Raw genomic sequence first — 24,447 nt, 5'->3', positions numbered from 1 at the left:
GAAACATATAAGACCTCCAATTGAGTGTGGTAATTCCTGCTAGAAGTTGATTGTTTTTTATTCTAGTGTACAGGTAAATCCACGAATTCTCAACTGGGGGTCTTTACATATTGTCTATAATAGCAATCGTATAACAAAAATACTTTATAAATTTTGTACAGAAAAGTGTTACCTTTCCAAGGATTAGTTTTCCCTACAATTACTAACATCATTAGCTCGTAAATCACAAAGCCCCCACTAAGGTTATACACCTGGTGAGGGCTATATGCTCGTTTTCATTATTCAATGGTGAAGGCGAATCCATCATGAATATCTTGCACAGACTCACCTTTTATTCTCTCTTACAAAATGTTTTCAAAATTATCGCGCACTTCTTGTGGCCAAACGCTAGATTGAACTTCGCCGATATGTTTCTTACGAAGCAAGAACATAGCCAAACGGGATTGACCGATACCGCCACCGATTGAAAGCGGGAAGAGACCATTCAAAAGGGCACGATGCCAATCAAATTCCAAACGATCTTCATCACCAGTAATAGCAACTTGGCGCTTAAGCGCTTCTTCATCCACACGAATCCCCATTGAGGACAACTCAAAGGCTGAACCAAGTGCTTCGTTCCAAACCAAGATATCTCCATTGAGTCCTTTGTAACCTGGTTCTGATGGACTGGTCCAGTCATCATAGTCCGGTGCACGACCGTCATGCGGCTTACCATCTGCCAACTCTCCACCAATACCAATCAAGAAGACCGCACCATATTCCTTTGCTACCACATTTTCACGCTCTTTTGGTGTCAAGTCTGGGAAGTTTTTCACCAAGTCTTCTGTATGGATAAAGGTGATCTTCTTCGGTAAGACAGACTCGATATCGTAGCGTGCTTCAACAGCAAGCTCTGTCAAACGGATAGCCTTGTAAATCTGCTCCACTGTTTCTTTCAAGTAAGCTAAATTCCGACGACCATCAGGAATAACCTTTTCCCAGTCCCATTGATCCACGTATACTGAGTGAATAGGATCCAAGGAATCCTCATCTGGACGAAGAGCCTTCATGTGAACAAAGAGCCCTTCTCCCTCATTAAAACCGAATCGAGCCAAGGTATGGCGCTTCCATTTTGCAAGTGAGTGAACCACTTCATAGGTCGCATCTGGAATCAACTTCACATTAACAGTAACCGCATTCTCCACACCGGACAAATTATCCTGCATACCATCCCCGACACGACTCAAGATTGGTCCTTGCACTTCTACGATTTCTAGCTTATCTTTCAAATACTGGGTGAATGTATTTTTGACGAAAGAAATCTCCTCTTGCTGATGAATGAAGCTTTTCTTCATACCTTACCTCCTTTAAATTGATACAACTATTATACTCTTTTTTACCTACTTGTAAAGTCTTTTTATTAAAAATTCTGATAATTTAATAAAAAATCTTAACTTTTGATGTCAGGTAGCGAATCACCTCCTCAGTTAAGCGTCTTGGCCCACGCACCGCCCTGACACCCAGGTCCATCATGCGCGCTCTCGGCAAAACATCATCGGAAAACTGAGCGAGCAATTCCACCTGCATGAGTTTCTTTTCTGTTGGAATGTCTGATTCCCCGAGATTTTCTAAATTCGCTCCTAAGACACGACAAACATAACGAATGGCCTGTACAGGTGCCGTCACGTAGATGGCTACGATGTCCCCAGCTTGAATGGTTGATTTTTGCGGCCAATAGACTACCTTATTTTCCGCAAACTCGGTATCAATATCATAGACCTTTGGATTGGCTGGAATAACCCAGTAATCCGGTCCTTGCTCCGCCTTGTAGGATTTCGGTCCTACCAGATAACGGCTCTTCTCAAGGAGGGCTAAAATCATCTGGTCCTCCACAGTCTCATCCAGCAAGACTGACACCCAGGCCTTCTTTGACATGTGGTAAGCAGGATAGATGCCCGACTGGCTCAGCAGCTCTGCTATTTCCCGACCGTCAACCTTTAGATTGACGATTTCCACCTGCTCTTGGTCAGAGCTCCCATCCAGCTGTCCCCGCTTGACCTGAGTCACCAAAGCGTACCACTTACTATTGGCAGGATGACGAAAAGTTCCCGTCTCTGTTGACTTGGCAAAGGGATAATCAGGTAGGTCCCCCCACTTGACCTTGATGAGCTGGGCTAGGCGGTTGCTTTGGTCTTTGGAAAATGGCAGAGCGATACAACAAGCCTCCTCTACCCGAGCCAAAATGGACTGATAGCTTTCTCTCACCTGCCCCACAAAAGCCCCAGCTGGCGCAGTCACCAGATGGGCGGTATAGACCTCCTCCATCTCACAATCCCAGACAAAGGACGACAGCTGACCTGCCTCATCAACCACCACCACCGCCTCAAACTGCCCCTCCATGAACACCTCACGGTAGGTGTAACGATTATCGGAGAGGATGAAACCGAAAGGGATGAGGGAGGGGAGGTGGACCTTTAATTTGCTATTTACATTTGTCATTTTTTACCTTTTCTACTAACCCAGCCAATCGCATCTGCTGGTGGATTTTCCGTATCAATCCAGATAAATTCGATACCGATTTCACCATTTCTAAATTTGGTTAATCGAATACCGTTTATTTCCAGAGATTCTAATTTCTTACCTGTCAATACTTCTCGCTCAGCCAATTGAAAAACACCTCTCAATAGCCACTCTCCCAGAATATCTTGTTTGTCAACCGACTGAATAGCCTTACCTGATTCCTGATTAATATAGGCTTCTATAGCATCGCCTGATGATAGAAAACGAAGCGTGAAAGTTCGTTCTTCTTTTGCCAGTGCCAATTTCTTGCCAGTTTCATCAAATGTCCCAACATTGTGACCGAAAAAGTCTGGTCGAGCATCATGAAACTTTTTAGAATCCGGAAGTGGAATGTAAACTTCACTAACAGGACGGTAAACCAATTTCTCCAGTTTTTCAGATAGCTTTTCAACTCCCGATTCATTAGCATAATTCATCAAGTCCGAGCGAATTTTCTTCATCTCAGCTTTTTCTTCTTTACTAGTCCACTTTTTTAACAAAATTTCTTCCAAGGAATAAGTCACAAACGCCAACTCTTCAGAAGTGAGTTGACTAGCAAATTCCTCTTGGATTTTCTGAATACGTGCCAACCTATCTTTTTTGGCTAGTTTAGCACCACCATTGAAAGCGTTGAAGCCTGAATTTTCTTCCACCTGACCGTTTTTATCTGTGATAACCCATGAAACTGTATCGAGAATTTGCTCTTCTTTCTCGTCCGCTGACAAAGTATGCAGATTTTCAAAAATATAAAATGGATCTTCCACATAGTCCACATCCCATGTATCTACAATTATCTCTTTGTTATGGAAGGTCATGTGAAGCTGGCTATCTGCTGCAGTGTATTTGTAATCGTGCTGACCGTCTGTAAAAGCAAAATTTGTAGGAGTTTTTAGACTTGTTGCACCCTTGATTTGTAAATTCTCCACATCAATCGGGAGATAACTGGTTTCTCCTACATAGATTTGTGGCTTGGCCCCCTTTGCCGTTGGCATTAAAACATGGTAAACAGACTCCACCGTTGAATCCGATGCAAAACCACGAATTTGAGCCTTAGAAGATTCAATCCGCTGGTTACGAAGTTGGGAAATCTCCCTCGCCAATTTCAAGTAAAGTTCCTGATTATGTTTATTCGCGGTTGCTTTATCATGAGCAATCATAGCATTAAACTTGATTTCTTGTAAAATTTCTGTCCAGCCCTGCGAATCTTTCTTGAACTGGGCAACTTTTTGATCACCTGACTGAATGCCAAAAGACTTGATACCGACTAGGTATTTGTGCTGACTGTCTACCATAACCGAGGCGTCAAAAGAAGTGTTGGCAATATCCTCACCAACTGCATGAAAAGCTCTCTGAAAGACTGTTTCTTGGAATTTGGAGTTAATAATCGGAGCCACGTAATTAAAAGTTTCATTTTCTTCATCCGATTCTGACTTCTGCGAAAAAGCCTCGCTCAAACTCGCAAAGTTAGTAATCAATGTTCGATACTTTTCTTTCTGCTCTGCTTTCAATTTTTCCCACATAGACTCTACCTCTTTTTTCTAATTATAGTATAGCAAAAGAAGACTAGTTTGCACTAGCCCCCTATTTAATTATTCGTAATGGCGATACTATAAAATTCTAAGTTTCCACCTTTTTTGACCAAGCGTAAATAGTCTTCGTCCGATAAAATTCCTAAACCATCATTATAACTGTCTAACTTAGCCATCGCTTCATCATAGGTCGCAACGAAGTCTTTTACATAAGACTGCCCTTCAAACTGACCATTCATCTTGGTATAGATGATAGCGACATTTCCTGTTCGCTCCAACTGTGATGGACCAGAGGAAGTTTTCATTGCCTCGGCAATCTTATCCGCAATTCGCTTAATAACTGGTACGACAACGCTGTTGCCAGCCTGTTTATAGAGTTGTCCATTGGACACGCCTTCTGGAATTTTGAAGGTCTTTGGATAGCCTTGAACGTTAAAGGTTTCTTTTGGCGTCAGCTTACGAATTTCTCCAGTATCAGTCAAGATGAGGGGGACATTGTGCCCACCTGTTCCCATGTTAGCTGTCAGGGTTGGTACGACACCATTTTTATTTTCCCTTACGTACTGGCGTCTCCACTGGTAAACCGTATCTTGACTGGTAACAGCCTGTTTCAACTCTTCAAAGAAGGGCTGTTTCCCTTGGCGATAATAGTAATTCTCCTCTGGTTTTGCCCCGAAATCAATGACATCTTGAAGCCCTGTGGTCAACTTGATTTCCTCTGGAAATTCGAATTTATCGTAGGCTTCCTTGTTATCAAAACCAACAATGTAGATCCGCTCACGGTTTTGCGGGATATTGCCGTAATCCTTGCCGTTCAACACCTTCCACTTGATAAAGTAGTTGTTCTCGGTCAAGGCTTCTCGGATAACCTTGAAGGTATTCCCGTGGTCATGAGAAACCATGTTCTTCACATTCTCAACAAAAATCGCCTTGGGTTTCTTGGCTTCAATCATGCGAAGCAACTCAAAGAAAAGGTCTCCACGGTCATCTTCAAAGCCCTTGCGGTAGCCTGCAATACTAAAGGCCTGACAAGGAAAGCCTCCGACAATCACATCGACTGTTTCCGAAGGAATTTCCTCTGGCAATACTGCGTGAATATCACGCCCGTCCAGATAAATATCTGGGTAATTCAACTGATAAGTCTGTCTAGCATACTTATCAAACTCGTTGGCATACACCACTCTGAACTCGTTGGTCTGTTCAAAGCCCAACTCAATTCCACCAACACCAGAGAAGAACGCTGCAATAGCAAACTTCCCCTGCTGGCGTGAACTTACAGAATTTGTCATGTTAGCTCCTTAAAATTATTTCACTAATCTATTATATTCAATTAAATCAACATACTACTAGAATCCGGGATTCGACTTGAATAAGCCTGTACTTCTTGCAAAATCTTCATCGCTTCCAATCGTTCTAATCTTCCATTTCGTTTTATATCTTTTAATTCAAATCCTAATAGAGTTTCATTTTCAAATTTAGCTTGACATTTTATCTTCAAGTCTTTAAATATAAATTTCACTGTCGAATTCACTGATTTTTCAGATTGTTCTTTAAACCAATTCAATAAATTATCCAGTTCTTTTTCTAGATATTTTTTGGTTGCATATCTTATCTCATGAGAATTTTGCAAACTTTCTTTAGAGAAAACTATTGTATCACAGTTTTGTTTTTTTATGAGCAATGCATCAAGCCAGTAACAACTTATTGAATAGACAATTTGTTTTCCTTTCACCTTATATCCCATAAAACGTTTAAAGTCACCAATCTGAGTTTCGGTCAATCTACTTTTCGGAGTTTGGAAATCGGTAATGAGCTGAACAACGCTAGCATCAATCCCATAGTTTCTTAATGCATTTATTATAGGTTCATTATCTATCTCCTGGTACTTTTCACACAGTTCAATTAAATTGTCGTCTAGTTTTCTTTCTGTCACTAACTCTTTAATTCGCTCAATATTAACTATAGGATTCTGAGTATTTATGACTTCTTGCACTTCTTTTTCAATAAATCCATTCTTTTTCAGAGTATCTTTTATAAACTTAGAATGATCTTTGTTGAGTTTTTTTAATCCTTCCCTTAGATTAACTTGTGTAACATCTTCTATTACTTTCTCGATCTCAACTAAATGGAAATTCGTTAGATTCCTTGTAAAGTCTTCTCTTATCGCAATATCACAGTCCTGACTCAGCACCATAAACTCTCTATTATCAATTTGTATAATATCTCCAAAAGATATCTCTGTACTTGATGGTTTCCAAAGAAGTTTATCTTCCGACTTTAGTGAAATATCGAATTCTTTCAGCCACCTATAGTTCAATCCAGTGCTAACTACATCAGATACTTTTTTCTGCATTGTCCGTCTTATTGGATTGATTAAAGCATTATAGATAGCTTCCTCGCTAAATTTTTTTGAGTAAACTTGGTTGAATTTTGTTAAGAAAATGTTATATAGAATCTCATCCGCATGCTGACCTTCATTTATGTAATCATAGTAAAAGAGTGCTTGATTCTTATTCAATTCCCACAGACGTTCAATCAGTTTACTATAAGATTCATTAAAGATATTTTTATACTCTTGGATATAGTTGGCTTTTTGAGATTTTAGAACACTATCTAAAAAATCAACTGAACCTCCCTCTGTCTTTTTTACATAATTAAAATGCAATGCAAGTTCTTCAGCATCTTTAGTTTCCAAATAGAATTTACTCTTTAGATAGGCTTTAGTACCTTCAAAACTTTTTAGCTCTTCAGGTTTTTCATTGTCAGTATAAATTAATAGCAAAAGATTTTTTTCTTTTATCAATGATTGAACAGTTTTTAAAATTTCAATGAATATAGTATTGTTTTCCACACCACCAATATCGCCTTGAAGTTTTCTATCAAGAACAACTAGATGCTTTCGAGATCTATCTTCTGAACTTAAATTGTTTATCGCTGTTTTAATCGCTTCAACATTAGCACCAATTGGTTTAAAATCAATTCCATCTGACATTAACCATGAATAGCGCTCATGCTTATTGTTTATTTCTTTGTTCAACTTATTTAGAAAATCAATGTCACCCGTTTCAGCTACATATCTCGAAATTGAATATTCTTTATAACGTTGAAAATCATCACCAAGTAACCAATCAATTGTTTCAATTATTTCCTTAGGATAATCACCTAAAATATCCTCTTCATTAACCGCAATAAAAACATCGTCAATTGCAATAATTGTAGATATACCACAATCTTTCAAAGTAAAACTCATTACCTACACCTCTTCATTTGGGAATGTGATTACAAATTTAAATAAATTATCATACTGATTTCTTTCCCGATCAAGCTTAATTGTTGCTCCAATTTCATTTAAAAGCGTAGTTACAATATAAAGTCCCATTCCTCTTCCATCTTCAGCTGGCTTATTTGTAACAAACTCTTCAAAAAGATGATTCTCCACACTCTTGTCGACACCCATACCATTGTCAAAAATTGTAAGTTTTCCTAGTTCATTATCAAGCTCAAAAATAATATGGGGAGAATTCACCCTATTTTTATCTAACCAGTAAGTTGAATTGATCAGCATATTCTCAACAATGATTTTGAAACTCTCCTCAATAATCCTTACATCAAAATCCTTTCCGATAATTTTATACTCTATCGTAGTATTCCCATAAGTTAACAAAGGACTTTCTTTCAAAATTCCTTCTAGTTTATCTCGAACACTTTCAATAGTATACCTTCTTCTCCTAGAATAAGAATTAACATCGAGTAAAGAAGCATAGCGCAGTAAAAACTTATTGCTTGAGTCAATTCTTGAAAGATTCGTAAGTACCTCTTCAGTATGACCTCCCAGTACGGCATGTCTGGCTTTACTTGATGAGAATTTTATGGTATTTGATAAGCGTATAATTTCATGTGCCAAGGTTTCTGCTACAATCGTTGCTCCCATGATAGGAGCGAAGTCGCCAAAATGTTTTTCTAATTCAATAACTTGTTGTTCCCTATTAGCAACTGTCTTACTAACATTCTCTACTGATTCTTTTATCGATGCTAATTCTGCTTTTTTTTCGGCATCAGTTAACATATCGAAGTTGGTGGCTAAGCTATCAGCCTTCTTTTCAGCTTCTGCTATCTCATCTATTTTCTTTTGGAAATTAATTCCTGCAATATCAATAATCTCTCCTGAATTTAGATTTTTAACAGTTTTTCTGGTAAAGTTAAAATAGTCACCAAAGTATCTATCATCTTTAGCAATTATTTTATAAACCAACTCTCTAACTATTAAAAGAAAATTTGTACCATAATTGTCTAAAACTAAACCTTGTCTATTTGTCAATTCTTTCAAACGTTCTAAATTTTCTTCACCATCAATATTAATAAAACCAGTCGAAGTATGTTGCTTATAAATAACAGGTGCATTCCGCAAGTTGAAACCTGACATTTCTAGCCAGTCATTATTTTTGTTTCCATAAGGGAAAATTCTAAAATTGTTTCGATATAATTTTACACCTCTGATTTCTTCTAAAACTTTCCTGAAATTTTTCGATACTGGACTATTAGTTGATAAATCAAAACCATAGATACTCCCTCTGAAACTTCCTGGTAAGAAAAATTTCGTTATTTTTTTTTCACTTTCACTACTATCTAATTCATATGTGATAAATTGTTCAAATTTAATATTTTGTGCTGTTCGATTTGCTTCATCAAAAGATGATAAATCTATCTCTATTTCTTTTTTGCACCACTCTTCATAGTAATCTCTATAAGGTATCTCCGTAATTTGTTCCAACTCCCATTTTTCAAGTTCAGAAAAGAGATTTGTTACCTTATAGTCAATATATTTTCTGCTTCTTGTTACAATTAGTTTTAATATTTCAGTTTCTGAGTCGTAATCAAAATCAACTTTCGATAAAAAATTATTCTCAATATCCGATAAATCATATTTATTACTTGTAAAAACTCTATTGTCTAAGTTTATTTTGACATAGAAATTATATTTTTCTTCTAGAAAAGGATTCAAGAACTCTAATACATCTTGCTCTATTTCCTTTTGAGTTTGGTTACTCTGCCAAAAATCAATTCCTTTTAATCCAAGGACTTCTATCCTAGTTCCATGTTTTTTAGTATGACTAAAAACTGTTTCATTAAATAAATTAGTTTGCAACTCAAGTTTGACATCCTCAACTGACTCACTCCCGATATTATATCGTTCCCAATCAATATCCAGATGATAGTAATACCAGTCATTATCATTTATAAACTCACTATGATTTTGATATCCAAAAACATCAATTATATCTTTTTCTGAAAAAAATTCTGTTAGTCCGGTGTCAACCTTAGTATCTACAGACACATATCTGCCAAGTTGGTTCAAAGACAGACGTCCTATTCCTTTATTACCTTGAGCCTGCCTTTTAAATTTAGGAGATATTTTTTGATGTTCTGCTTTAAATGATGTGGCAATTTTTAGGAAAGCTTTTTCAATTATAGTTGGTGTCATTCCATTCCCATCGTCTTCAATAACGATTCGTCCTTGCCCATACTCAGATTGAAATAAGGTATCAATTACAATATTACAAGTATTTGCATCTGCATCCGATGCATTCTTAATTAACTCCAGTAAAGCAATTTTTTCATTATCAATTAAAGCTTCACCCAAATGGCTAATCACTCGCGGATCAATCGTCAGATTTACTTCTTTGAGACTCTTTTCCATACTGCCTCCTCTTGTATAATTCACTTTCTAAATATTAGGACATATTCTTGATTCATAGATTCAACTGAACTATTATCAACTCTTGAAACTTTTCGTGGCATTCTTTTTTGAGGGATATTCCTTGTAATTGATGTTTCTAGCTTTAATCCATTTTTCTCTAGATATTCTTCAGTGATAGCCGAAAGAGGTACAACTTGATTATCCACTCGTCGATTCCCTAAAGTCAATACTAGATACTTTTCTTTTCTTAATATCCTTACTAACTCATTTAATACTTCAAAATAATCTGAAATAAAATTTTTTACCTTCTTATGCTTATCAGTACTTATCACGGACAAATAATTTTCAAGAATTTTTGAATCAATTTTCATCCGATTTCTCTTAGAATTGCCACCAAGACTATTAGTGTCAATACTAGAGTAATTCTCTATCAAATTCTCATCGAAATTCCCTAAATCTTTTCTATCAATCCAATAAATAGGAAGCATAGAATATTGACCGTAGGTGACAGTAGTTGAATTATCCCCATATGGTGGTGAAGTACAAATTAAATCAACAGTACATTCATCAAACATTGAAAGAACTTCTTCAGATTTTCCTATAAAAATATTTAATTTTTTTGTTTTAGAATATTCTGGTAAATACTGAAAATGTGTTTCTATGTTATAGAAAAAATCTTCTTCTATATTGTTGACCATAGATTCAATATCTTCTTGGGCTTTAACATGTAATTTGAATGTCGAACTTCTAGTATTGCTATATTTTTTTAATACATTAATTAGACAAACCCAATAGTATTGTCTAATATATTTATATTTTTCTTGTTTAATTGCTGCCCTAATTTTACTAAAAGTATGAATAAAATCCTCACGATACCACTTTTCAATATTATTGAAAGAATGAAGTTCAAACATAAAATTGTTGTCTTGCACTAACTTTTTAAGTCTCTTATTTGCTGATTTTATATAGTTTTTATTAATACCTTGTAATTTTACAGTTGTTATTAGATTAGCTAGAGGGTTTATATCTATTCCAATTGGTTCTAGACCATTTTTCTCACCCTCAACCAGTGTCACACCTGACCCATGGAAAGGATCCAAAATATTTTCAATGCTACTATCTTCAAGTTTAATCAATCTAATCAACTCATTTTGCATATCTGGCACCATAGTTGCGGGATATGCACTGATTTTATGAATTCCGGTTGAAAGAGTTTTTGAGAAATCCCAATAATTTAATTCTTTCTCTTCTATCCAATTTATTAATGCCATGATTGTACTCCAATCTAAAAACTTACTCATTTCTATTATACCACAAAACCCAGCCTTTTTAGGCTGGGCATTTGACTGTATTCTACCTACTTAACCAGTTTTTTCATCTCTGCGATACGCTCTTGTGTCGCATCATACTTAGCTTGGTAGTCGGCTTGTTTTTCTTTTTCTTTTTCAACGACTTCTGGTTTGGCGTTGGCGATGAAGCGTTCGTTGCTGAGTTTTTTGCCGACCATGTCTAGTTCTTTTTGCCATTTGGCGAGTTCTTTGTCTAGACGAGCCAACTCTTCTTCGACGTTGAGGAGGTCGGCGAGTGGCAAGAAGATTTCAGCACCGGTGATAACGGCTGACATAGCTAGTTCTGGTGCAGCGATACTTGAGCTGATTTCCAGATGTTCTGGATTTGTAAAGCGTCGGATGTAGTTTTCGTTTGCCTTGAAGAAGGTTTCAAGCTCGCTATCTGCCGTCTTAATCAAAATGGTAATCGGCTTAGAAGGAGCAACATTCACTTCTGCTCTGCTATTTCGCACCGAACGAATCAGATCCTTGAGGCTTTCCACTCCCTTGTGTGCTTCCGCATTTTCAAAGGCCGGGTTGACAACAGGGTAAGCTGCCACCACGATAGAGCCCTCTGCGTACTGGGCGAAGATTTCTTCTGTCACAAACGGCATGATAGGGTGGAGGAGGCGAAGGATTTGGTCCAGCGTGTAGAGAAGGACAGAGCGGGTCATGACTTTCTCGGCCTCGTTGGCACTGTAAAGAACTTCCTTGGTCAGCTCCACATACCAGTTGGCGAACTCTTCCCAGATGAAGTTGTAGAGGATGTGACCAGCCACACCGAACTCGAACTTGTCAAAGTTTTCAGTGACCTTGGCAATGGTTTCGTTGAGGTTGTGGAGAATCCAGCGGTCCGTCACGTTACCAGCCTCACCAGCTGCGACTTTGGCTACATTCTCACGCGCCGCATCCAAAGTCAAACCTTCATTGTTCATGAGGATATAGCGAGAAATGTTCCAAATCTTGTTAATGAAGTTCCAAGACGCATCCATCTTCTCATAAGAGAAGCGGACATCCTGACCAGGAGCAGAGCCGTTTGACAGGAACCAACGCAAAGCGTCTGCACCGTATTTCTCGATGACATCCATTGGGTCAATCCCGTTTCCAAGCGACTTGGACATCTTGCGACCTTCTTCGTCGCGGATCAAACCGTGGATCAGCACGTTCTTGAATGGCTGACAGCCTGTGAACTCAAGCGATTGGAAAATCATCCGTGACACCCAGAAGAAGATGATGTCGTAGCCCGTTACCAAGGTTGAAGTTGGGAAGTAACGCTGGAAGTCCGCTGCATTTTCGTCAGGCCAGCCCATGGTTGAGAATGGCCAAAGGGCAGAGCTGAACCAGGTATCTAGGACATCCTCATCCTGTACCCAACCGTCACCTGCTGGAGCCTCTTCTCCGACGTACATTTCGCCAGATTCGTTATACCATGCTGGAATCTGATGCCCCCACCAAAGCTGACGAGAAATAACCCAGTCGTGTACATTTTCCATCCATTGAAGGAAGGTATCGTTGAAACGTGGTGGGTAAAATTCTACCTTATCAGCTGTGTCTTGGTTGGCAATGGCATTCTTCGCCAACTGGTCCATCTTAACAAACCACTGGGTTGACAAGCGTGGCTCGACTACCACACCAGTACGCTCTGAGTGACCAACGGAATGCACACGGTTTTCGATTTCAACAAGTGCACCTAGTTCTTGCAACTTAGCAACCGTTGCCTTACGGGCTTCAAAACGGTCCATACCTGCAAATTCGCCTGCCAACTCGTTCATAGTACCGTCGTCGTTCATAACATTGACTTGCGGCAGATTGTGGTGTTGACCGACAAGGAAGTCATTTGGATCGTGGGCCGGTGTGATTTTCACAACCCCTGTACCAAATTCAGGATCTGCATGTTCATCCGCAACGATTGGGATAGGCTTGTTGACGATTGGCAGGATAACATTTTTGCCAATCAAGTCCTTGTAACGTGGGTCTTCTGGGTTAACCGCCACCGCAACGTCACCGAACATGGTTTCAGGACGGGTTGTCGCAACTTGGAGGGCACGTGAACCATCTTCCAACATATAATTCATGTGGTAGAAGGCACCTTCTACGTCCTTGTGAATAACTTCGATGTCAGAAAGGGCTGTGCGAGCTGCTGGGTCCCAGTTGATGATAAATTCGCCACGGTAGATCCAGCCTTTTTTGTAGAGTTCCACAAAGACCTTGCGAACAGCTTTTGACAAGCCTTCGTCCAGCGTAAAGCGGTCACGTTGGTAGTCCAAAGACAGACCCAACTTGCCCCATTGCTCACGAATGGTCGCTGCGTACTCATCCTTCCATTCCCAGACCTTATCGAGGAATTTTTCACGACCCAAGTCATAACGGGTCACGCCTTGCTCCCGCAAGCGTTCCTCAACCTTAGCTTGTGTAGCAATCCCCGCATGGTCCATACCTGGAAGCCAGAGGGTGTCAAAGCCCTGCATCCGCTTCTGACGGATGATAATATCTTGAAGGGTGGTATCCCATGCATGTCCCAAGTGCAACTTACCGGTTACGTTTGGCGGCGGAATGACGATCGAATAAGGCTTAGCCTCCGCATCGCCTGATGGCTTAAAGACATCTTGGTCCAACCAAGTCTGGTAACGACCAGCCTCAACCTCGGCTGGATTGTATTTTGGTGATAATTCTTTTGACATTAATTTTTCTCCTTTAGTATTCTTTAAGAAAATTGGTTTATACTATCCTCAAGCTAGAAATAGCCCAATTCTTTTTCATATAATCTCCTAGAAATAGTCAGTCCTTTGGGCTGGCTATTTCGTTTGTTTTTGTTCAAGTTCCTCCATTTTTTGGATAATTAGTTGAGCTACGTCATTGGCAGAAAGATGAGTATTATTAATTTTGAGATAATGCTGAATGCCCTCTGGAATGCCTAATGAGGTATATTGACATGTATCAGCTGTAGAGAGAATCTCAGCCTCTGAAACTTCAATGTGTCGTTTCAAAGGTTTATGGGTAAGTCGATTTTCTGTCCGATTACGCCGTAGACGTTCTTCTAAAGCAGTCTCCAACTCAACAAATAAAATTTCCTGACCATGATAATGAAAAATCGTCTGAACAGTTGTAAGGAATTGAACCTCTATGAGATTTTTAAAATTAATCAAGGCAGTTCCGATTAGTGGGCGGCCTGACCTAGCAAACACATCATAAACAGCAAATGTAATACGTGTATTGAGGTCAAACATATCCTCAGAAAATTCAGGAATAAAACGTAGGCTAAAATCAATCGAATCGTGATTATGAAAGAGGGTCATCCCTGTCAATTTCGCAACTTCCTGCCCAACGGTCATCTTGCCAGAAGCTTGTGCTCCAATAATAATTAGATTCATACTCCCTCCCCCACCAACTCTATCTTTATCCCATCTGGATCTTCTAAATAGAGGGCGTAGTGGTCTGGTCCTCCTGCGTGGGGATAGCGGTCGTCGTAGAGAAGTTTGACTCGTCTGGTCAAAAATTCCTTCCGCCATTGGTCAACATCATCAGGTGTTCCCGCATGAAAGGCTAGATGATTGAGACCAGTTCGGCAACGGTGATAACTTGGCTCTAGGAAATCCTGTGGCGTTTGGACAAAGACCAGGTACTGCTCTGGTCTTGACATAGGATTACTGTTTTCGCTTTGCTCAAACTGCATCAATGGCTCTAAACTCTCCTTCGTCGCTAGCGACTTGGAGTCATAAAGAGCCATAGAAAATCCCCCTTCCCACTCCTGATAGTGCGAGTAGCCCAGCTTGGTCAGGAGAAAGTCGTAAAATGCACGCGAAGTTTCCAAGTCAGAAACGTAAATTTCAACATGATGTAGCATAGTTCTCCTTTCCAAATGAAAATCCCTGCCTAGACTTGCTAGACAGGGACGAAGTTATTCCGCGGTACCACCCTTGTTCAGATAAGTTATCTGCACTTTGCTTATTCGATTCACATCATCAGCAACCAGTTTTGACATTTGTGCGGATTTCTCAGTACCACCGCTTCCTGTGACAAATGGGGCTCAAAACACCTCTGAATAGCTTTATTGTAACAGAATTATGAACTGTAAGCAAGAAAAATAAGTCTAAGATTTGAATTGAATTCCTTGAGCTTTTAAGTGTTCGACACTAGTTTTTCCAATGCCATCTAAAGCTAGTAATTCTTTTTCAGTCCATTTTTTAAAATCTTCTAACTTATGAATACCATTTTCGTAAAAAATTCGAACTCGTTTTTCCTGCAAATGCACAAGCTCTGGCAGTTGGTAGAACTTATAGAAATGTTGAATCGTTCCCTCACGATTTTCCTCAATTTCCCTGGTCATTTGATTGACTCTTTTAACCAAATCCCGTCTACGGTCCAGGAAATCCTGCATAAATACCAGCGAGTTAAACATGGTATCTGATTCACTAATAACAAATAGACCATTTTCTTCGAAAGCCACCGTCGGCCAATGACCAATTTGAAAGATCCACGAATATTCAGGATAGCGTTCAAGAATTAGTCGCAAGACTGACTTAGCCACAGCAAATTCGCCCCTAACCATAGAAGCTATTAAAAAATGTATAGCGGTCGCATCTTGAACTGTTGCATTCTTTAATTCATTTTCAAACTGGTTCTGTAGATATTCAAAGTCAAAAACCTGATTTTTAACGCTCAATAATATAAAAATAAAGTCGCGATGATAGGCTTCTTGGGGATGACTTATAATAATATCGCACAAATCATTGGCTAATCCGTACAGACCTTTTTCAAAATAAAAATATAAGATATTTAAAACGATTCCTAAACTGTAACTTGGTTCTTCCTTATTCCAGGCTGGGCAACCTTCCTCGAGCCACAATTCAATAGCCTCTGCCGCAAATAAATTGATATCTTCGAGATTTTCATATCCCCATTCAGGGTATTCAAACTTGTACAATTCAAATCGAGCACCTAGATGCTCTGGATTCAACTTCAAAATCTCTCTAAGACCACTCTTGATTTCATGTGGATACTTCCTGTAAACAACCTCCCAAAAGAGTTGATCTGTTGATAAACCATTCATTTCTTGTCCAGTAAGTTTTTTCTTCGAATGAATAGAAACAACTTTCTTCCGATTTTTCTTCTTTGCCATTAGATTTTCTCCTTGAATATTCTAATTCTATTATAGCAAGAGAAAAAGAAAAAACCAACTCATTTCCGTTGGTTTCTGTTATATTAAGCGCTCAACTCAATCCCTTTTTCTTTCAACTGCTTGATGGTTGCAGGACCGATGCCTTTAAGAGCCAAGAGCTCTTTCTCTGTATGGTTTGCAAAATCAGCCACAGATTGAATACCTGCTTGGTAGAAGGTTTCCAAACGCGCTGCCGCAATGCCTTCCAAGTCAGGAAGTGCCAAAAAGTCTTCCAATGAAGTCGCTGAAGAAGTCACCTCTGCTACAATTTCCTTGACTTGTTCAACAGCCTGCTCCACTACAGTTTCTGTCTTTTCAACTACAGTTTCAACAGCCTCACGCGCTACATTCGTAGTCAGATGACCTGCACGTCTTAAGTCTGCTATGTATTTTTTCAATTGTTTCTTACGATTTACTTTTTTCTTTGCCAAGATTTCTTTCCTCTCTTTAATAATGTCTCTGGCCAAACAAGCCATCTGGTAAATCATGGAAGCCCTTGCCAGCATGGTAGTTGGCAAATTTCCCTTGGATAAAGCGATAGGCATCTAACTTACTTTCATAACGAATATAAGCATCCGCAGCACGCGCATCCTTATCCTCTTCCAATACACGACGGCTTTCTTCTACCGCCATCTCGTTTACCATGACCTGAGTGTTGACCCAAGCTTCAAATTCCTTTAAAAATTCTTGTTCTTTTGTCATTATTTTCCTCTTTCGTCTGCTTCAATCGAAACACACCGATTTATTATACCACATTTTCCAAAAAAGACAAGAAGCCCTATCTGTCTAGCAGGTAGAGCCTCTCCTTCTTACCAAGTAAATTGATAAACTGTTTCAGACAAGAATTCCTCATCTTTTTCCAGCAAAATAGAGCCAAAGCCATCTAGGTTGCAAGCATTTGGCAGAGCCTGGCATTCCAAGCTAAAGGCACCATGGTAGGCAGCCAAAGCTTCAACAGGATAATTGTAGGTGTAGATGACAACTGATGCCTGATTGGTTCGCACGCGCAGACTTATTTTCCCATCTGGGCTACTAACTTCAACCGGAACCTCCACCTGCTCCAAAAGCCATGGATGGTCGTAACCTTTCACAAGGATATTCTGAGGATGTTGACTGTCAAAGCCCTGAGCAAATCTTGCTCTCTCCCTAAAGTCAAACGGCGTTCCCGTCACATCCTCCAAGACACCTATTGGCAGATTATCCTCACCAAGCGGAGCATAGCGATTAGCCGCAATTCGAATTTCATGGTCTGCTACTGACTGCTGAAAATCCCCCGATAAGTTGAAATAGATGTGATTGGTCGGATTGAAAATCGTGTCTTTGCTAGACACCGCTCGATAATCCACCGTCAACTCGTTCTGGTCTGTTAGACCATAAATAGCCTCAACCCTCACATCTCCTGGAAAACCATTGAAACCATCTTTTAGGACAATCCCAAAGGTAACTTGATTTTTTTCATGGTCAAGAGCAACATCCCAGTACTGTTCATTTGCCGTGTCAATCCCACCATGCAAGGTTCTACCAGGTTCATTTTCTGTGAACTGATAACTGGTTCCCTTTATCTCAGCCTGAGCACCTGAAATACGCCCCGCTACTGGGACAATAGTTGAACCAGGGTACAAGTCTGTCTTACGATAATCATCATCCGACCCTGCTGCCAAACTGACATTCCGTAGACCGCCATTTTCATCTACTGGCAAAAGCAATTCCACCACTCTGGCACCAAAATCCGTCAGACTGACCTGCATACCATTTTTATTTTTCAAGCAATAGAGCTTCGCTTTTTCACCAAATTCTTTTACTTCAATCATTGCTTTTCCTCACAACATCAAATGAGGGGAGGCAATCAATTTGCTTCCCCTCAGGATACTTAAAGCCTCATCATATAGATGACTAGTCAGAAAACTGGAACGAGAAACCCATTTCTAGGCTCGGGCTTTCTTTGGTCACTTTCTTATTTCAAGGTGACCAGCTGAAACAGTTCCCCGAACTGTTTCACTCATCCTCATCATCACTGCCACTAGTTAGCAAGGCATTGACATGGACGAGGTTGTTTGTACCAAATTCCACATAGTCAACTGCTTCACCTAGTAGGACGCCGTTCAAGAAACCAATCACCATAGGCATGTTCATACCTGCATAGAGGTCAAACTGCCCACCGTCAATCAATTTACGGGAAACAACGTTGGCTGGTGTTCCGCCCAACAAGTCAGCGAATACAACAAAGTCATCTAAATTAGCAACTGTTTCTTCAAATTTCTTCTGGAAGTCTTCTGGACCTTCTTCTGGTAAAAGAGCTACTGTATAGATATCCTCCTGAGGACCCATAATCATCTCAGTTGATTTTTTCAACTCTTCACAGAAGATACCATGACTTACTAAAACTAAACTCTTACCCATATGCTTACATGCCAAAGACAAACTTACCGATTGCTGAAAGCGTTACTGCAAGAACGATGATAATCAAGATAGCCTTAGTAGAAGTCATACCTTTGCGTCCTAGCAACCAGAAGACAAAGCCTGTGAAGATAGCTGGTACCAAACGAGGGAAGATAGTGTTGAGCAAGTCTTGTACATCAATCACTTTTTCACCAACACTTGGAGCCCAAGATACTTCAAAGTTAATCATAGTTGCAATCAAGGCACCCATCATGAAGACACCCATTACAGAAGCAGCATCTACAAGAGCTGTCAACTTATCACGCATAGTTGTGATGAGTTTAGTACCTTCTTTATAGGCAATTTCCAACTGTTTCCAACGGAAGATGTCATAAGCTACTGCTACTGCTACCCAAAGGAAGATACCTGCTGGAGTTCCTTCTTTAGCCATAGTCGCTGCTACAGTACCCATGATAGCTGGAACAAGGGAACCAAAGATAGAGTCACCGATTGGGGCAAATGGTCCCATCAAGGCTGTCTTAATACCGTTAACCGCATCCTTAGAAGCGACACCGTCGCTTTCTTCAAGCGCCAAGTCAATACCAGTAATGATAGTATGGAAGAATGGAGAAGTGTTGAAGAATTGAGTATGCAATTTCATCATTTCCTTCAATTCAGGAGTACCATCTCCATACATTTTACGAAGCTGTGGCAAAATCATGTAGAGGTAACCAGAACCCTGCATTCGCTCATAGTTCCAGCCCAACTGATAAGTGAACAAGCTACGTTTGTTGATTTGATTAAAATCTTCTTTTGTTAGTTTGTAATTAGATTTCGTCATCTTCAATTTCCCCACTTTCTGAAACTGATGGAGCAACCACTGCTACTTTTTGGCTATTTTTGAAGTGAAGCACTGAAAGGAAAGCACCCACAATAGCGATACCGATCATTGACAAGCCTTTGAAGTTGTTCACAAAAGCGATACCTGCATCTTCAGGAAGAGTGCCAACGATACCAGCAACAGCACCACCCAAAGCTGAAACGTTACCGTAAAGAACAGTCAACATAGCTGTAAGGGCAAAACCAACTGCCAAGTAGTGAAGGTTGCGTTTCAATGGAAGGTAGTGGAGCAAGATTGCAAAACCAAGACCTGGAAGCATACGAGCTGCAAGAGTCAAACCATCTGCGATCCATTGATATTCTTGGATTTTTGTAACCATCAATTCTACGAACTCACCACCAAATGCAAGCGCTAGGAACACAGGAAGTGCACGTGATGCTGCCCATGGAATAGCGCCTAGAAGGTAGTTGCGTTCGATTGCTGCATAGTCAAATTTTTCTACCGCAGCATCCACACGGTGTGCGAAGTAAGTAGTTGAGAAACGACCAGCAATATCTGTATAAACAAGAAGTGCTGCTACAGGTACTGCGATAGTAGATACGGCAAGCTCTGGGTCAATACCTTGTGATACTGAGAAAGCTGTTGCAAGAACCGCACCAGAAGTTGCGTCGATACGAGATGCACCACCGAAAGTACCGACACCAAGTACCATCAACTGAAGAGCTGCTCCAATAGTCAAACCAGTTGCCATGTCACCCATGATCAAACCAGAGATGAACCCTGCAAAGACTGGAGAACCAGCTGACGATACAATAGTCAACTCATCACAGATCTGATAAGCAGAGTAGAGCGTTAGAAGTAATATTTGCCACCATTGCATAATAGTGAACCTCCTTTTAAATTTTTCAAAAATATCCGAAATTTATCTGACCTTATCCAAGAGAGGCATAAAGTCTTTTGGTGAGTCGCCTGGTACCATTTGAGCAATCAATTTTACTCCCTTAGCAACCAAGGCATCAAAGTCCGCAATGTCCTTATCTACAACGTTAATAGAGCGAGTAACAGAGCGAGTTTCTGGTGATTGTGACATATTGCCGACATTCAATTCAGCGAGTTCTACACCATATTCAACTAAGCGCAGGAAGTTTTCAGGACGACGAGCAACAATCAATAAGCGTTGTGCGTCATACTTACCTTCCTTGATGTTAGTAGCTGCTTTTTCGATTGGCAAAATAGATAATTTTACTCCCGGTGGGCAAGCTAATTTCAAACCTTGTTTCTCAATGTCGTTTTGAGCAACAGCATCGTCAATAACCATAATCCGACTAATATTTAATTTTGTAGTCCAAAGGTTAGCAACCTGACCGTGAATCAAACGACCGTCAATACGTGTAGCAATAATTGCCATACAGTGTTCTCCTTTTCTTCATAAATCTTTCTGTTAGACACCCTCAACGGAGCACCTATACTTTTTTATAAACGGGTTCCTGTGAAAAGCTAATCTTGTCTCTATATTGCCCTTCCGTTTCAAAAACGACTATTTCATTAACTCCTTTCTTTAAGTATCCTTTTGGAATATAGAGATAGAGGATTGGACCTTTTTCCCAGAAACGTCCGATATTGACATTATTAACAAATACGACACCCTTCCCAAAACCTGTCATGTCTAAGTAAGTGTCTGCCAGTTCTTCCACTTCAAACTGATAGCGATAGAAGGCTGGTTGACCCTCCTGCCACTCTTTCGTGAAATCTAGACCAGAAATATCATCCAGCGGCAATGGATACATATCCCAATTACCAATGTAGTGCAAGTCTGCTATAGCACCTCTGCCCAAACCTTTAGACTGTGTCGGTGCTGTCAACTTATGACCATAATTGACCCGTCCCATGTTTTCAACCAAAACAGCCAGTTCAACATGGTTGGATGCAAACTCTAGTGCAATGTCTTCACCAATTTCTGTCTGGTATTGTGTGGTAACCAAACGACCATCCGCATAGACTTGAATACGGTCACGCGCATCAATGACACGAAGCCGTTCTGCCTCCTCCTTATCCCGCTCTAACTGCGTTCTATATAGGATATAGCCCGTCGATTGCCCCAGTTCTTCCATATTTTTCGGATAGAAGCTAGATGAGTAATCGCTTACATTTTCTGCTACAGCAAAGAGACTTACCTTATCCTTCAAGTCCACACTTGGAAAGGCCTTGGCTTCTTTTACCAGTGGCTCAGCATAGTCCAAATCTGGATAGGTTTCCTTCATACGTTTTTGCAAGGCATAGAATTTCTTGGTTGGATTGCCAGCCTCATCTAAAATCGCATCGTAATCGTAAGAAGTTACCTGTGGCAAATCAATCTGACCACGGGCAGAGCAACCATTCATGAACCCAAAGTTGGTTCCACCATGGAACATGTAGAGATTGATAGAACCCAATTCAATACATTCCATAACAGCATCGACCATCTCATCTGGGTCACGGCGAATGACCTCATCGCCCCAGCGATTGAACCAGCCATCCCAGAACTCCATACACATGAAGGGCCATTCTTTCCCATATTCATTAAAGAAAGCCTTCATGTTGGCAAAGTTTTCTCTGGCTCTCGAACCAAAGTTACCCGTCACAAAGACGTCATCTTCAATTAGCGTTCCTGCTCGAAGCGTCGCCCGCCAAGCACCGTCTGAGGTGAAGAGGGGAGCTGTCAACCCATATTTCCTCATTAGACTTGCTACTGCTCTTAGATATTCCTTATCCTCACCATAGGAACCATATTCGTTCTCTACTTGGAACATAAGGATATTACCACCTTGTGCGAGTTGGAACTTGGCCAATTTAGGAAGAAGAGAAGCGTAATATTCATCTAAGTGCTTTAGGTAGCGCTCGTCATGCGAACGAACCCGCAGCTCTTCCTGCATCAGCCAAGCGGGGAGACCTCCCCATTCCCACTCGGCACAAATATATGGGGAAGGGCGAACAATAGCATAAAGCCCCAAATCCTGTGCTAGCTGTAAAAAGCGCTCAAGATCTAGTATTCCTTCATAAGAGAACTCACCTTTCTTAGGTTCGTGCATATTCCAAGGAACATAGGTTTCAACCGTGTTAAAACCCAAGGCTTTCAAATTATACAAGGAATGATACCAGTCATCAGGGTGTACTCGGAAATAATGGATAGCACCCGATAAAATTTTAAAGGGTTGATGATCTAAGTAAATTTGATCTTTTATATAGAACTCTGTCATCTTGTCACCTTTATAATCATATACCTTTCTGTTAATATAATAACACTTTTTACTGGTTATGTCCACTACTTTTTGAAATTTTTTTGAAATATTTTATTCTTTTTGAAAAATGCTTGATTTGAAAGGGGTTTTCTCCTAAATTTTTTTGATTTTTCAGTTATATATTTTGATTTTTCAAAATCCATTTAGTATAATAATCGCTAGAAAGGAAGTAATAAATATGAAAGTACCTAAGTACCAACTGATACAAAATGACTTACGTCAACAGATTATCTCTGGTAAATTTGAAAATGGCGATAAATTTTACACTGAATCTGAATTGACAAAACTATTTAACGTTAGCTCTATTACGGTTATCCGTGCTGTCAATGAATTGGTTAAGGATGGCTATCTGGTCCGTCAACAAGGCAAAGGAACCTTTGTTTCTCGTTCACGAAAGGGTCGTTTGGTAGAATTTTCTGATATTGAAGTCTTCTCTATGGATAAGGATTCCGTTATCGTGCTCTCTTGTGAAAAAGGCAATGACCCTGAAATCCTTGAAAAACTTAATTTAGACAAAAATGATTTCTATTATAAAATTGTTCGTGTCCGTTCAGCAGAAAATACGCCATACATTTTCCATAACTCCTATATTCCACAACGATATATCCAAAATCCAGATGCTCCACTAGAGCACTACCAATCTATCTACCAACGCTTCAAGTTGGATTACAACATCCACATGTCTGAAGAACCATTTGTGGAAACAAATGAAATTGTTAGCCCATGTCCAAAAGAAGTTGCAAAACACTTGCAGTTGAAAACCACTGAGCCAGCCGTTCTTCAAAACAAAACAACCACTCACAGTGCAAGTGGCGAAATTATGGAATATACTGAAACCTATAAACACTGGAAATACTATAAATTCGAAATCACGGCCAACCACCGTTAAAAGCAAAAACGCAGACTTAACTATCTGCGTTTTTCTGTTTCTGATGGCTAATCTTATAGCGAAACTGGTCTGCCCTAGCAATACTAAAGGTAAACTCTATTATCCTATTTTTATCATTATAGGTTTTTCTCACCAAATGAAGAACTGGACTGTTACTTGGAATACCTAAAATCTTCGCTTCATTGTCTAAAGAAATACTGGCGTAAAACTCTTCTTCTGCCAATCGAATCATCTGACCATAATCTTCAAGAAAGATTTCATAGAGTGGTTTTTCACTCATCCTGCTGGCTGTCAAGGCAGGAAAGAGGGAAGCAGGTACATAGGTTCTTTCCAACATCATCGGAACCTCATCAGCTAGGCGAAGACGTTCTATTTCAAAGACTTTCTCACCAAGATTAACCTGCAAATGTTGGGCAATATAATCCGTAGCTTGAACGCATCCAAAAGATAAAATAGCTGTCCGTGGGCGCTTCCCAATTTTCTTCATCTGCTCGGTAAAACTATAGGCTTGCGATAAATCCACAGCTGTATCCGAAATTTCTGAAACATAGGTCCCCTTGCCATGTTTCTTATAAACAAGACCACGCTTCTCCAATTCCTGCAAGGCCAGACGAACAGTAATGCGACTAACCCCATAGACCTGTGTCAATTCACGTTCTGAGAATAATTTATCGTTTGGAGCCATCCTCTCACGAATAGCCACCTCAAGCTCATCGACCAGTTGCAAATAAAGGGGTTTCTCATCAACTTGATTGACCATCATGTCCTCCTTTCTAACCAACGAAATCTCTATATTTATTTTACAACAA

Annotated in this window: 21 protein-coding genes; 1 reads left to right on the top strand and 20 read right to left on the bottom strand. The window is 39.9% G+C overall.

What is annotated here, in order from left to right:
• Positions 1 to 341 precede the first annotated feature (341 nt).
• The 19 genes from asnA to C1E58_RS05965 form a co-directional block, all read right to left on the bottom strand.
• Positions 342 to 1,334: an aspartate--ammonia ligase gene (gene asnA / locus C1E58_RS06055; protein ID WP_105146889.1), complete on the bottom strand. Its 993-nt coding sequence runs from the start codon at positions 1,332 to 1,334 to the stop codon at positions 342 to 344.
• A gap of 82 nt (positions 1,335 to 1,416) precedes the next feature.
• Entirely contained in the window at positions 1,417 to 2,478 is a 1,062-nt protein-coding gene (locus C1E58_RS06050) for an MmcQ/YjbR family DNA-binding protein (protein ID WP_105209728.1), read from the bottom strand.
• Entirely contained in the window at positions 2,475 to 4,058 is a 1,584-nt protein-coding gene (locus tag C1E58_RS06045) for a hypothetical protein (RefSeq protein ID WP_105209727.1), read from the bottom strand. The genes C1E58_RS06050 and C1E58_RS06045 overlap by 4 nt, the downstream gene beginning before the upstream one ends.
• Positions 4,059 to 4,123: 65 nt before the next feature.
• On the bottom strand, positions 4,124 to 5,356 hold the full coding sequence (locus C1E58_RS06040; protein ID WP_105209726.1) for a DNA cytosine methyltransferase: 1,233 nt from the start codon (positions 5,354 to 5,356) through the stop codon (positions 4,124 to 4,126).
• Between the two features lie 41 nt (positions 5,357 to 5,397).
• The gene (locus C1E58_RS06035; protein ID WP_105209725.1) at positions 5,398 to 7,317 is read right to left on the bottom strand and encodes a hypothetical protein; all 1,920 of its coding nucleotides are present in this window, start codon (positions 7,315 to 7,317) and stop codon (positions 5,398 to 5,400) included.
• Positions 7,318 to 7,320: 3 nt separating this feature from the next.
• A complete protein-coding gene (locus tag C1E58_RS06030) occupies positions 7,321 to 9,765 on the bottom strand; it encodes an ATP-binding protein (RefSeq protein ID WP_105209724.1) in 2,445 nt (814 codons plus the stop codon).
• Positions 9,766 to 9,785: 20 nt separating this feature from the next.
• On the bottom strand, positions 9,786 to 11,036 hold the full coding sequence (locus C1E58_RS06025; RefSeq protein WP_105209723.1) for a DNA methyltransferase: 1,251 nt from the start codon (positions 11,034 to 11,036) through the stop codon (positions 9,786 to 9,788).
• Between the two features lie 86 nt (positions 11,037 to 11,122).
• Positions 11,123 to 13,774, bottom strand: coding sequence for a valine--tRNA ligase (locus tag C1E58_RS06020; RefSeq protein ID WP_105209722.1), 2,652 nt, complete (start codon positions 13,772 to 13,774; stop codon positions 11,123 to 11,125).
• Positions 13,775 to 13,888: 114 nt separating this feature from the next.
• Positions 13,889 to 14,464 carry a shikimate kinase gene (locus C1E58_RS06015; RefSeq protein ID WP_105209721.1) on the bottom strand — a complete coding sequence of 192 codons (576 nt, stop codon included), beginning with the start codon at positions 14,462 to 14,464 and terminating at the stop codon, positions 13,889 to 13,891.
• On the bottom strand, positions 14,461 to 14,937 hold the full coding sequence (locus C1E58_RS06010) for a VOC family protein (RefSeq protein WP_105209720.1): 477 nt from the start codon (positions 14,935 to 14,937) through the stop codon (positions 14,461 to 14,463). The genes C1E58_RS06015 and C1E58_RS06010 overlap by 4 nt, the downstream gene beginning before the upstream one ends.
• A 246-nt stretch (positions 14,938 to 15,183) precedes the next feature.
• Positions 15,184 to 16,212: a hypothetical protein gene (locus C1E58_RS06005; RefSeq protein WP_105124361.1), complete on the bottom strand. Its 1,029-nt coding sequence runs from the start codon at positions 16,210 to 16,212 to the stop codon at positions 15,184 to 15,186.
• 83 nt (positions 16,213 to 16,295) lie between these two features.
• Positions 16,296 to 16,682, bottom strand: a complete 387-nt coding sequence (locus C1E58_RS06000; RefSeq protein WP_105209719.1) for a helix-hairpin-helix domain-containing protein — start codon at positions 16,680 to 16,682, stop codon at positions 16,296 to 16,298.
• A gap of 16 nt (positions 16,683 to 16,698) precedes the next feature.
• Entirely contained in the window at positions 16,699 to 16,953 is a 255-nt protein-coding gene (locus tag C1E58_RS05995; protein ID WP_105209718.1) for a DUF1912 family protein, read from the bottom strand.
• Positions 16,954 to 17,060: 107 nt separating this feature from the next.
• Entirely contained in the window at positions 17,061 to 18,062 is a 1,002-nt protein-coding gene (locus tag C1E58_RS05990; RefSeq protein ID WP_105209717.1) for an aldose epimerase family protein, read from the bottom strand.
• A gap of 184 nt (positions 18,063 to 18,246) precedes the next feature.
• The gene (locus tag C1E58_RS05985) at positions 18,247 to 18,651 is read right to left on the bottom strand and encodes a PTS sugar transporter subunit IIA (RefSeq protein ID WP_105209716.1); all 405 of its coding nucleotides are present in this window, start codon (positions 18,649 to 18,651) and stop codon (positions 18,247 to 18,249) included.
• 4 nt (positions 18,652 to 18,655) lie between these two features.
• Positions 18,656 to 19,471 carry a PTS system mannose/fructose/sorbose family transporter subunit IID gene (locus C1E58_RS05980; RefSeq protein WP_105113637.1) on the bottom strand — a complete coding sequence of 272 codons (816 nt, stop codon included), beginning with the start codon at positions 19,469 to 19,471 and terminating at the stop codon, positions 18,656 to 18,658.
• Complete coding sequence (locus C1E58_RS05975) at positions 19,458 to 20,354, bottom strand: PTS mannose/fructose/sorbose/N-acetylgalactosamine transporter subunit IIC (RefSeq protein WP_105209715.1); 897 nt, start codon at positions 20,352 to 20,354, stop codon at positions 19,458 to 19,460. The genes C1E58_RS05980 and C1E58_RS05975 overlap by 14 nt, the downstream gene beginning before the upstream one ends.
• A gap of 39 nt (positions 20,355 to 20,393) precedes the next feature.
• On the bottom strand, positions 20,394 to 20,879 hold the full coding sequence (locus C1E58_RS05970) for a PTS system mannose/fructose/N-acetylgalactosamine-transporter subunit IIB (RefSeq protein ID WP_105113635.1): 486 nt from the start codon (positions 20,877 to 20,879) through the stop codon (positions 20,394 to 20,396).
• Positions 20,880 to 20,934: 55 nt separating this feature from the next.
• Positions 20,935 to 22,707: a glycoside hydrolase family 35 protein gene (locus C1E58_RS05965; RefSeq protein WP_105209714.1), complete on the bottom strand. Its 1,773-nt coding sequence runs from the start codon at positions 22,705 to 22,707 to the stop codon at positions 20,935 to 20,937.
• A gap of 220 nt (positions 22,708 to 22,927) precedes the next feature.
• On the opposite strand from C1E58_RS05965, the gene C1E58_RS05960 reads away from it, so the two are divergent.
• A complete protein-coding gene (locus tag C1E58_RS05960; RefSeq protein ID WP_105209713.1) occupies positions 22,928 to 23,638 on the top strand; it encodes a GntR family transcriptional regulator in 711 nt (236 codons plus the stop codon).
• Positions 23,639 to 23,654: 16 nt separating this feature from the next.
• On the opposite strand, the gene C1E58_RS05955 is transcribed toward C1E58_RS05960, so the two are convergent.
• The gene (locus C1E58_RS05955) at positions 23,655 to 24,398 is read right to left on the bottom strand and encodes a GntR family transcriptional regulator (protein ID WP_105209712.1); all 744 of its coding nucleotides are present in this window, start codon (positions 24,396 to 24,398) and stop codon (positions 23,655 to 23,657) included.
• Between the last annotated feature and the right edge of the window lie 49 nt (positions 24,399 to 24,447).

The sequence above is a fragment of the Streptococcus suis genome (assembly GCF_002964575.1).
Taxonomy (GTDB): Bacteria; Bacillota; Bacilli; order Lactobacillales; family Streptococcaceae; genus Streptococcus; species Streptococcus suis_R.
This window is presented reverse-complemented; position numbering and strand designations above follow the sequence as displayed.

Coding starts and splice junctions, on each gene's coding strand:
- C1E58_RS06040 (WP_105209726.1), bottom strand. CDS start 5,356: ATGACAAATTCTGTAAGTTCACGCCAGCAGGGGAAGTTTGCTATTGCA.
- C1E58_RS06025 (WP_105209723.1), bottom strand. CDS start 11,036: ATGGCATTAATAAATTGGATAGAAGAGAAAGAATTAAATTATTGGGAT.
- C1E58_RS05995 (WP_105209718.1), bottom strand. CDS start 16,953: ATGACAAAAGAACAAGAATTTTTAAAGGAATTTGAAGCTTGGGTCAAC.
- C1E58_RS06045 (WP_105209727.1), bottom strand. CDS start 4,058: ATGTGGGAAAAATTGAAAGCAGAGCAGAAAGAAAAGTATCGAACATTG.
- C1E58_RS06050 (WP_105209728.1), bottom strand. CDS start 2,478: ATGACAAATGTAAATAGCAAATTAAAGGTCCACCTCCCCTCCCTCATC.
- C1E58_RS05970 (WP_105113635.1), bottom strand. CDS start 20,879: ATGGCAATTATTGCTACACGTATTGACGGTCGTTTGATTCACGGTCAG.
- C1E58_RS05990 (WP_105209717.1), bottom strand. CDS start 18,062: ATGATTGAAGTAAAAGAATTTGGTGAAAAAGCGAAGCTCTATTGCTTG.
- C1E58_RS06015 (WP_105209721.1), bottom strand. CDS start 14,464: ATGAATCTAATTATTATTGGAGCACAAGCTTCTGGCAAGATGACCGTT.
- C1E58_RS06035 (WP_105209725.1), bottom strand. CDS start 7,317: ATGAGTTTTACTTTGAAAGATTGTGGTATATCTACAATTATTGCAATT.
- C1E58_RS05955 (WP_105209712.1), bottom strand. CDS start 24,398: ATGGTCAATCAAGTTGATGAGAAACCCCTTTATTTGCAACTGGTCGAT.
- C1E58_RS05965 (WP_105209714.1), bottom strand. CDS start 22,707: ATGACAGAGTTCTATATAAAAGATCAAATTTACTTAGATCATCAACCC.
- C1E58_RS05980 (WP_105113637.1), bottom strand. CDS start 19,471: ATGACGAAATCTAATTACAAACTAACAAAAGAAGATTTTAATCAAATC.
- C1E58_RS06005 (WP_105124361.1), bottom strand. CDS start 16,212: ATGGCAAAGAAGAAAAATCGGAAGAAAGTTGTTTCTATTCATTCGAAG.
- C1E58_RS05960 (WP_105209713.1), top strand. CDS start 22,928: ATGAAAGTACCTAAGTACCAACTGATACAAAATGACTTACGTCAACAG.
- C1E58_RS06030 (WP_105209724.1), bottom strand. CDS start 9,765: ATGGAAAAGAGTCTCAAAGAAGTAAATCTGACGATTGATCCGCGAGTG.
- asnA (WP_105146889.1), bottom strand. CDS start 1,334: ATGAAGAAAAGCTTCATTCATCAGCAAGAGGAGATTTCTTTCGTCAAA.
- C1E58_RS06010 (WP_105209720.1), bottom strand. CDS start 14,937: ATGCTACATCATGTTGAAATTTACGTTTCTGACTTGGAAACTTCGCGT.
- C1E58_RS06020 (WP_105209722.1), bottom strand. CDS start 13,774: ATGTCAAAAGAATTATCACCAAAATACAATCCAGCCGAGGTTGAGGCT.
- C1E58_RS05985 (WP_105209716.1), bottom strand. CDS start 18,651: ATGGGTAAGAGTTTAGTTTTAGTAAGTCATGGTATCTTCTGTGAAGAG.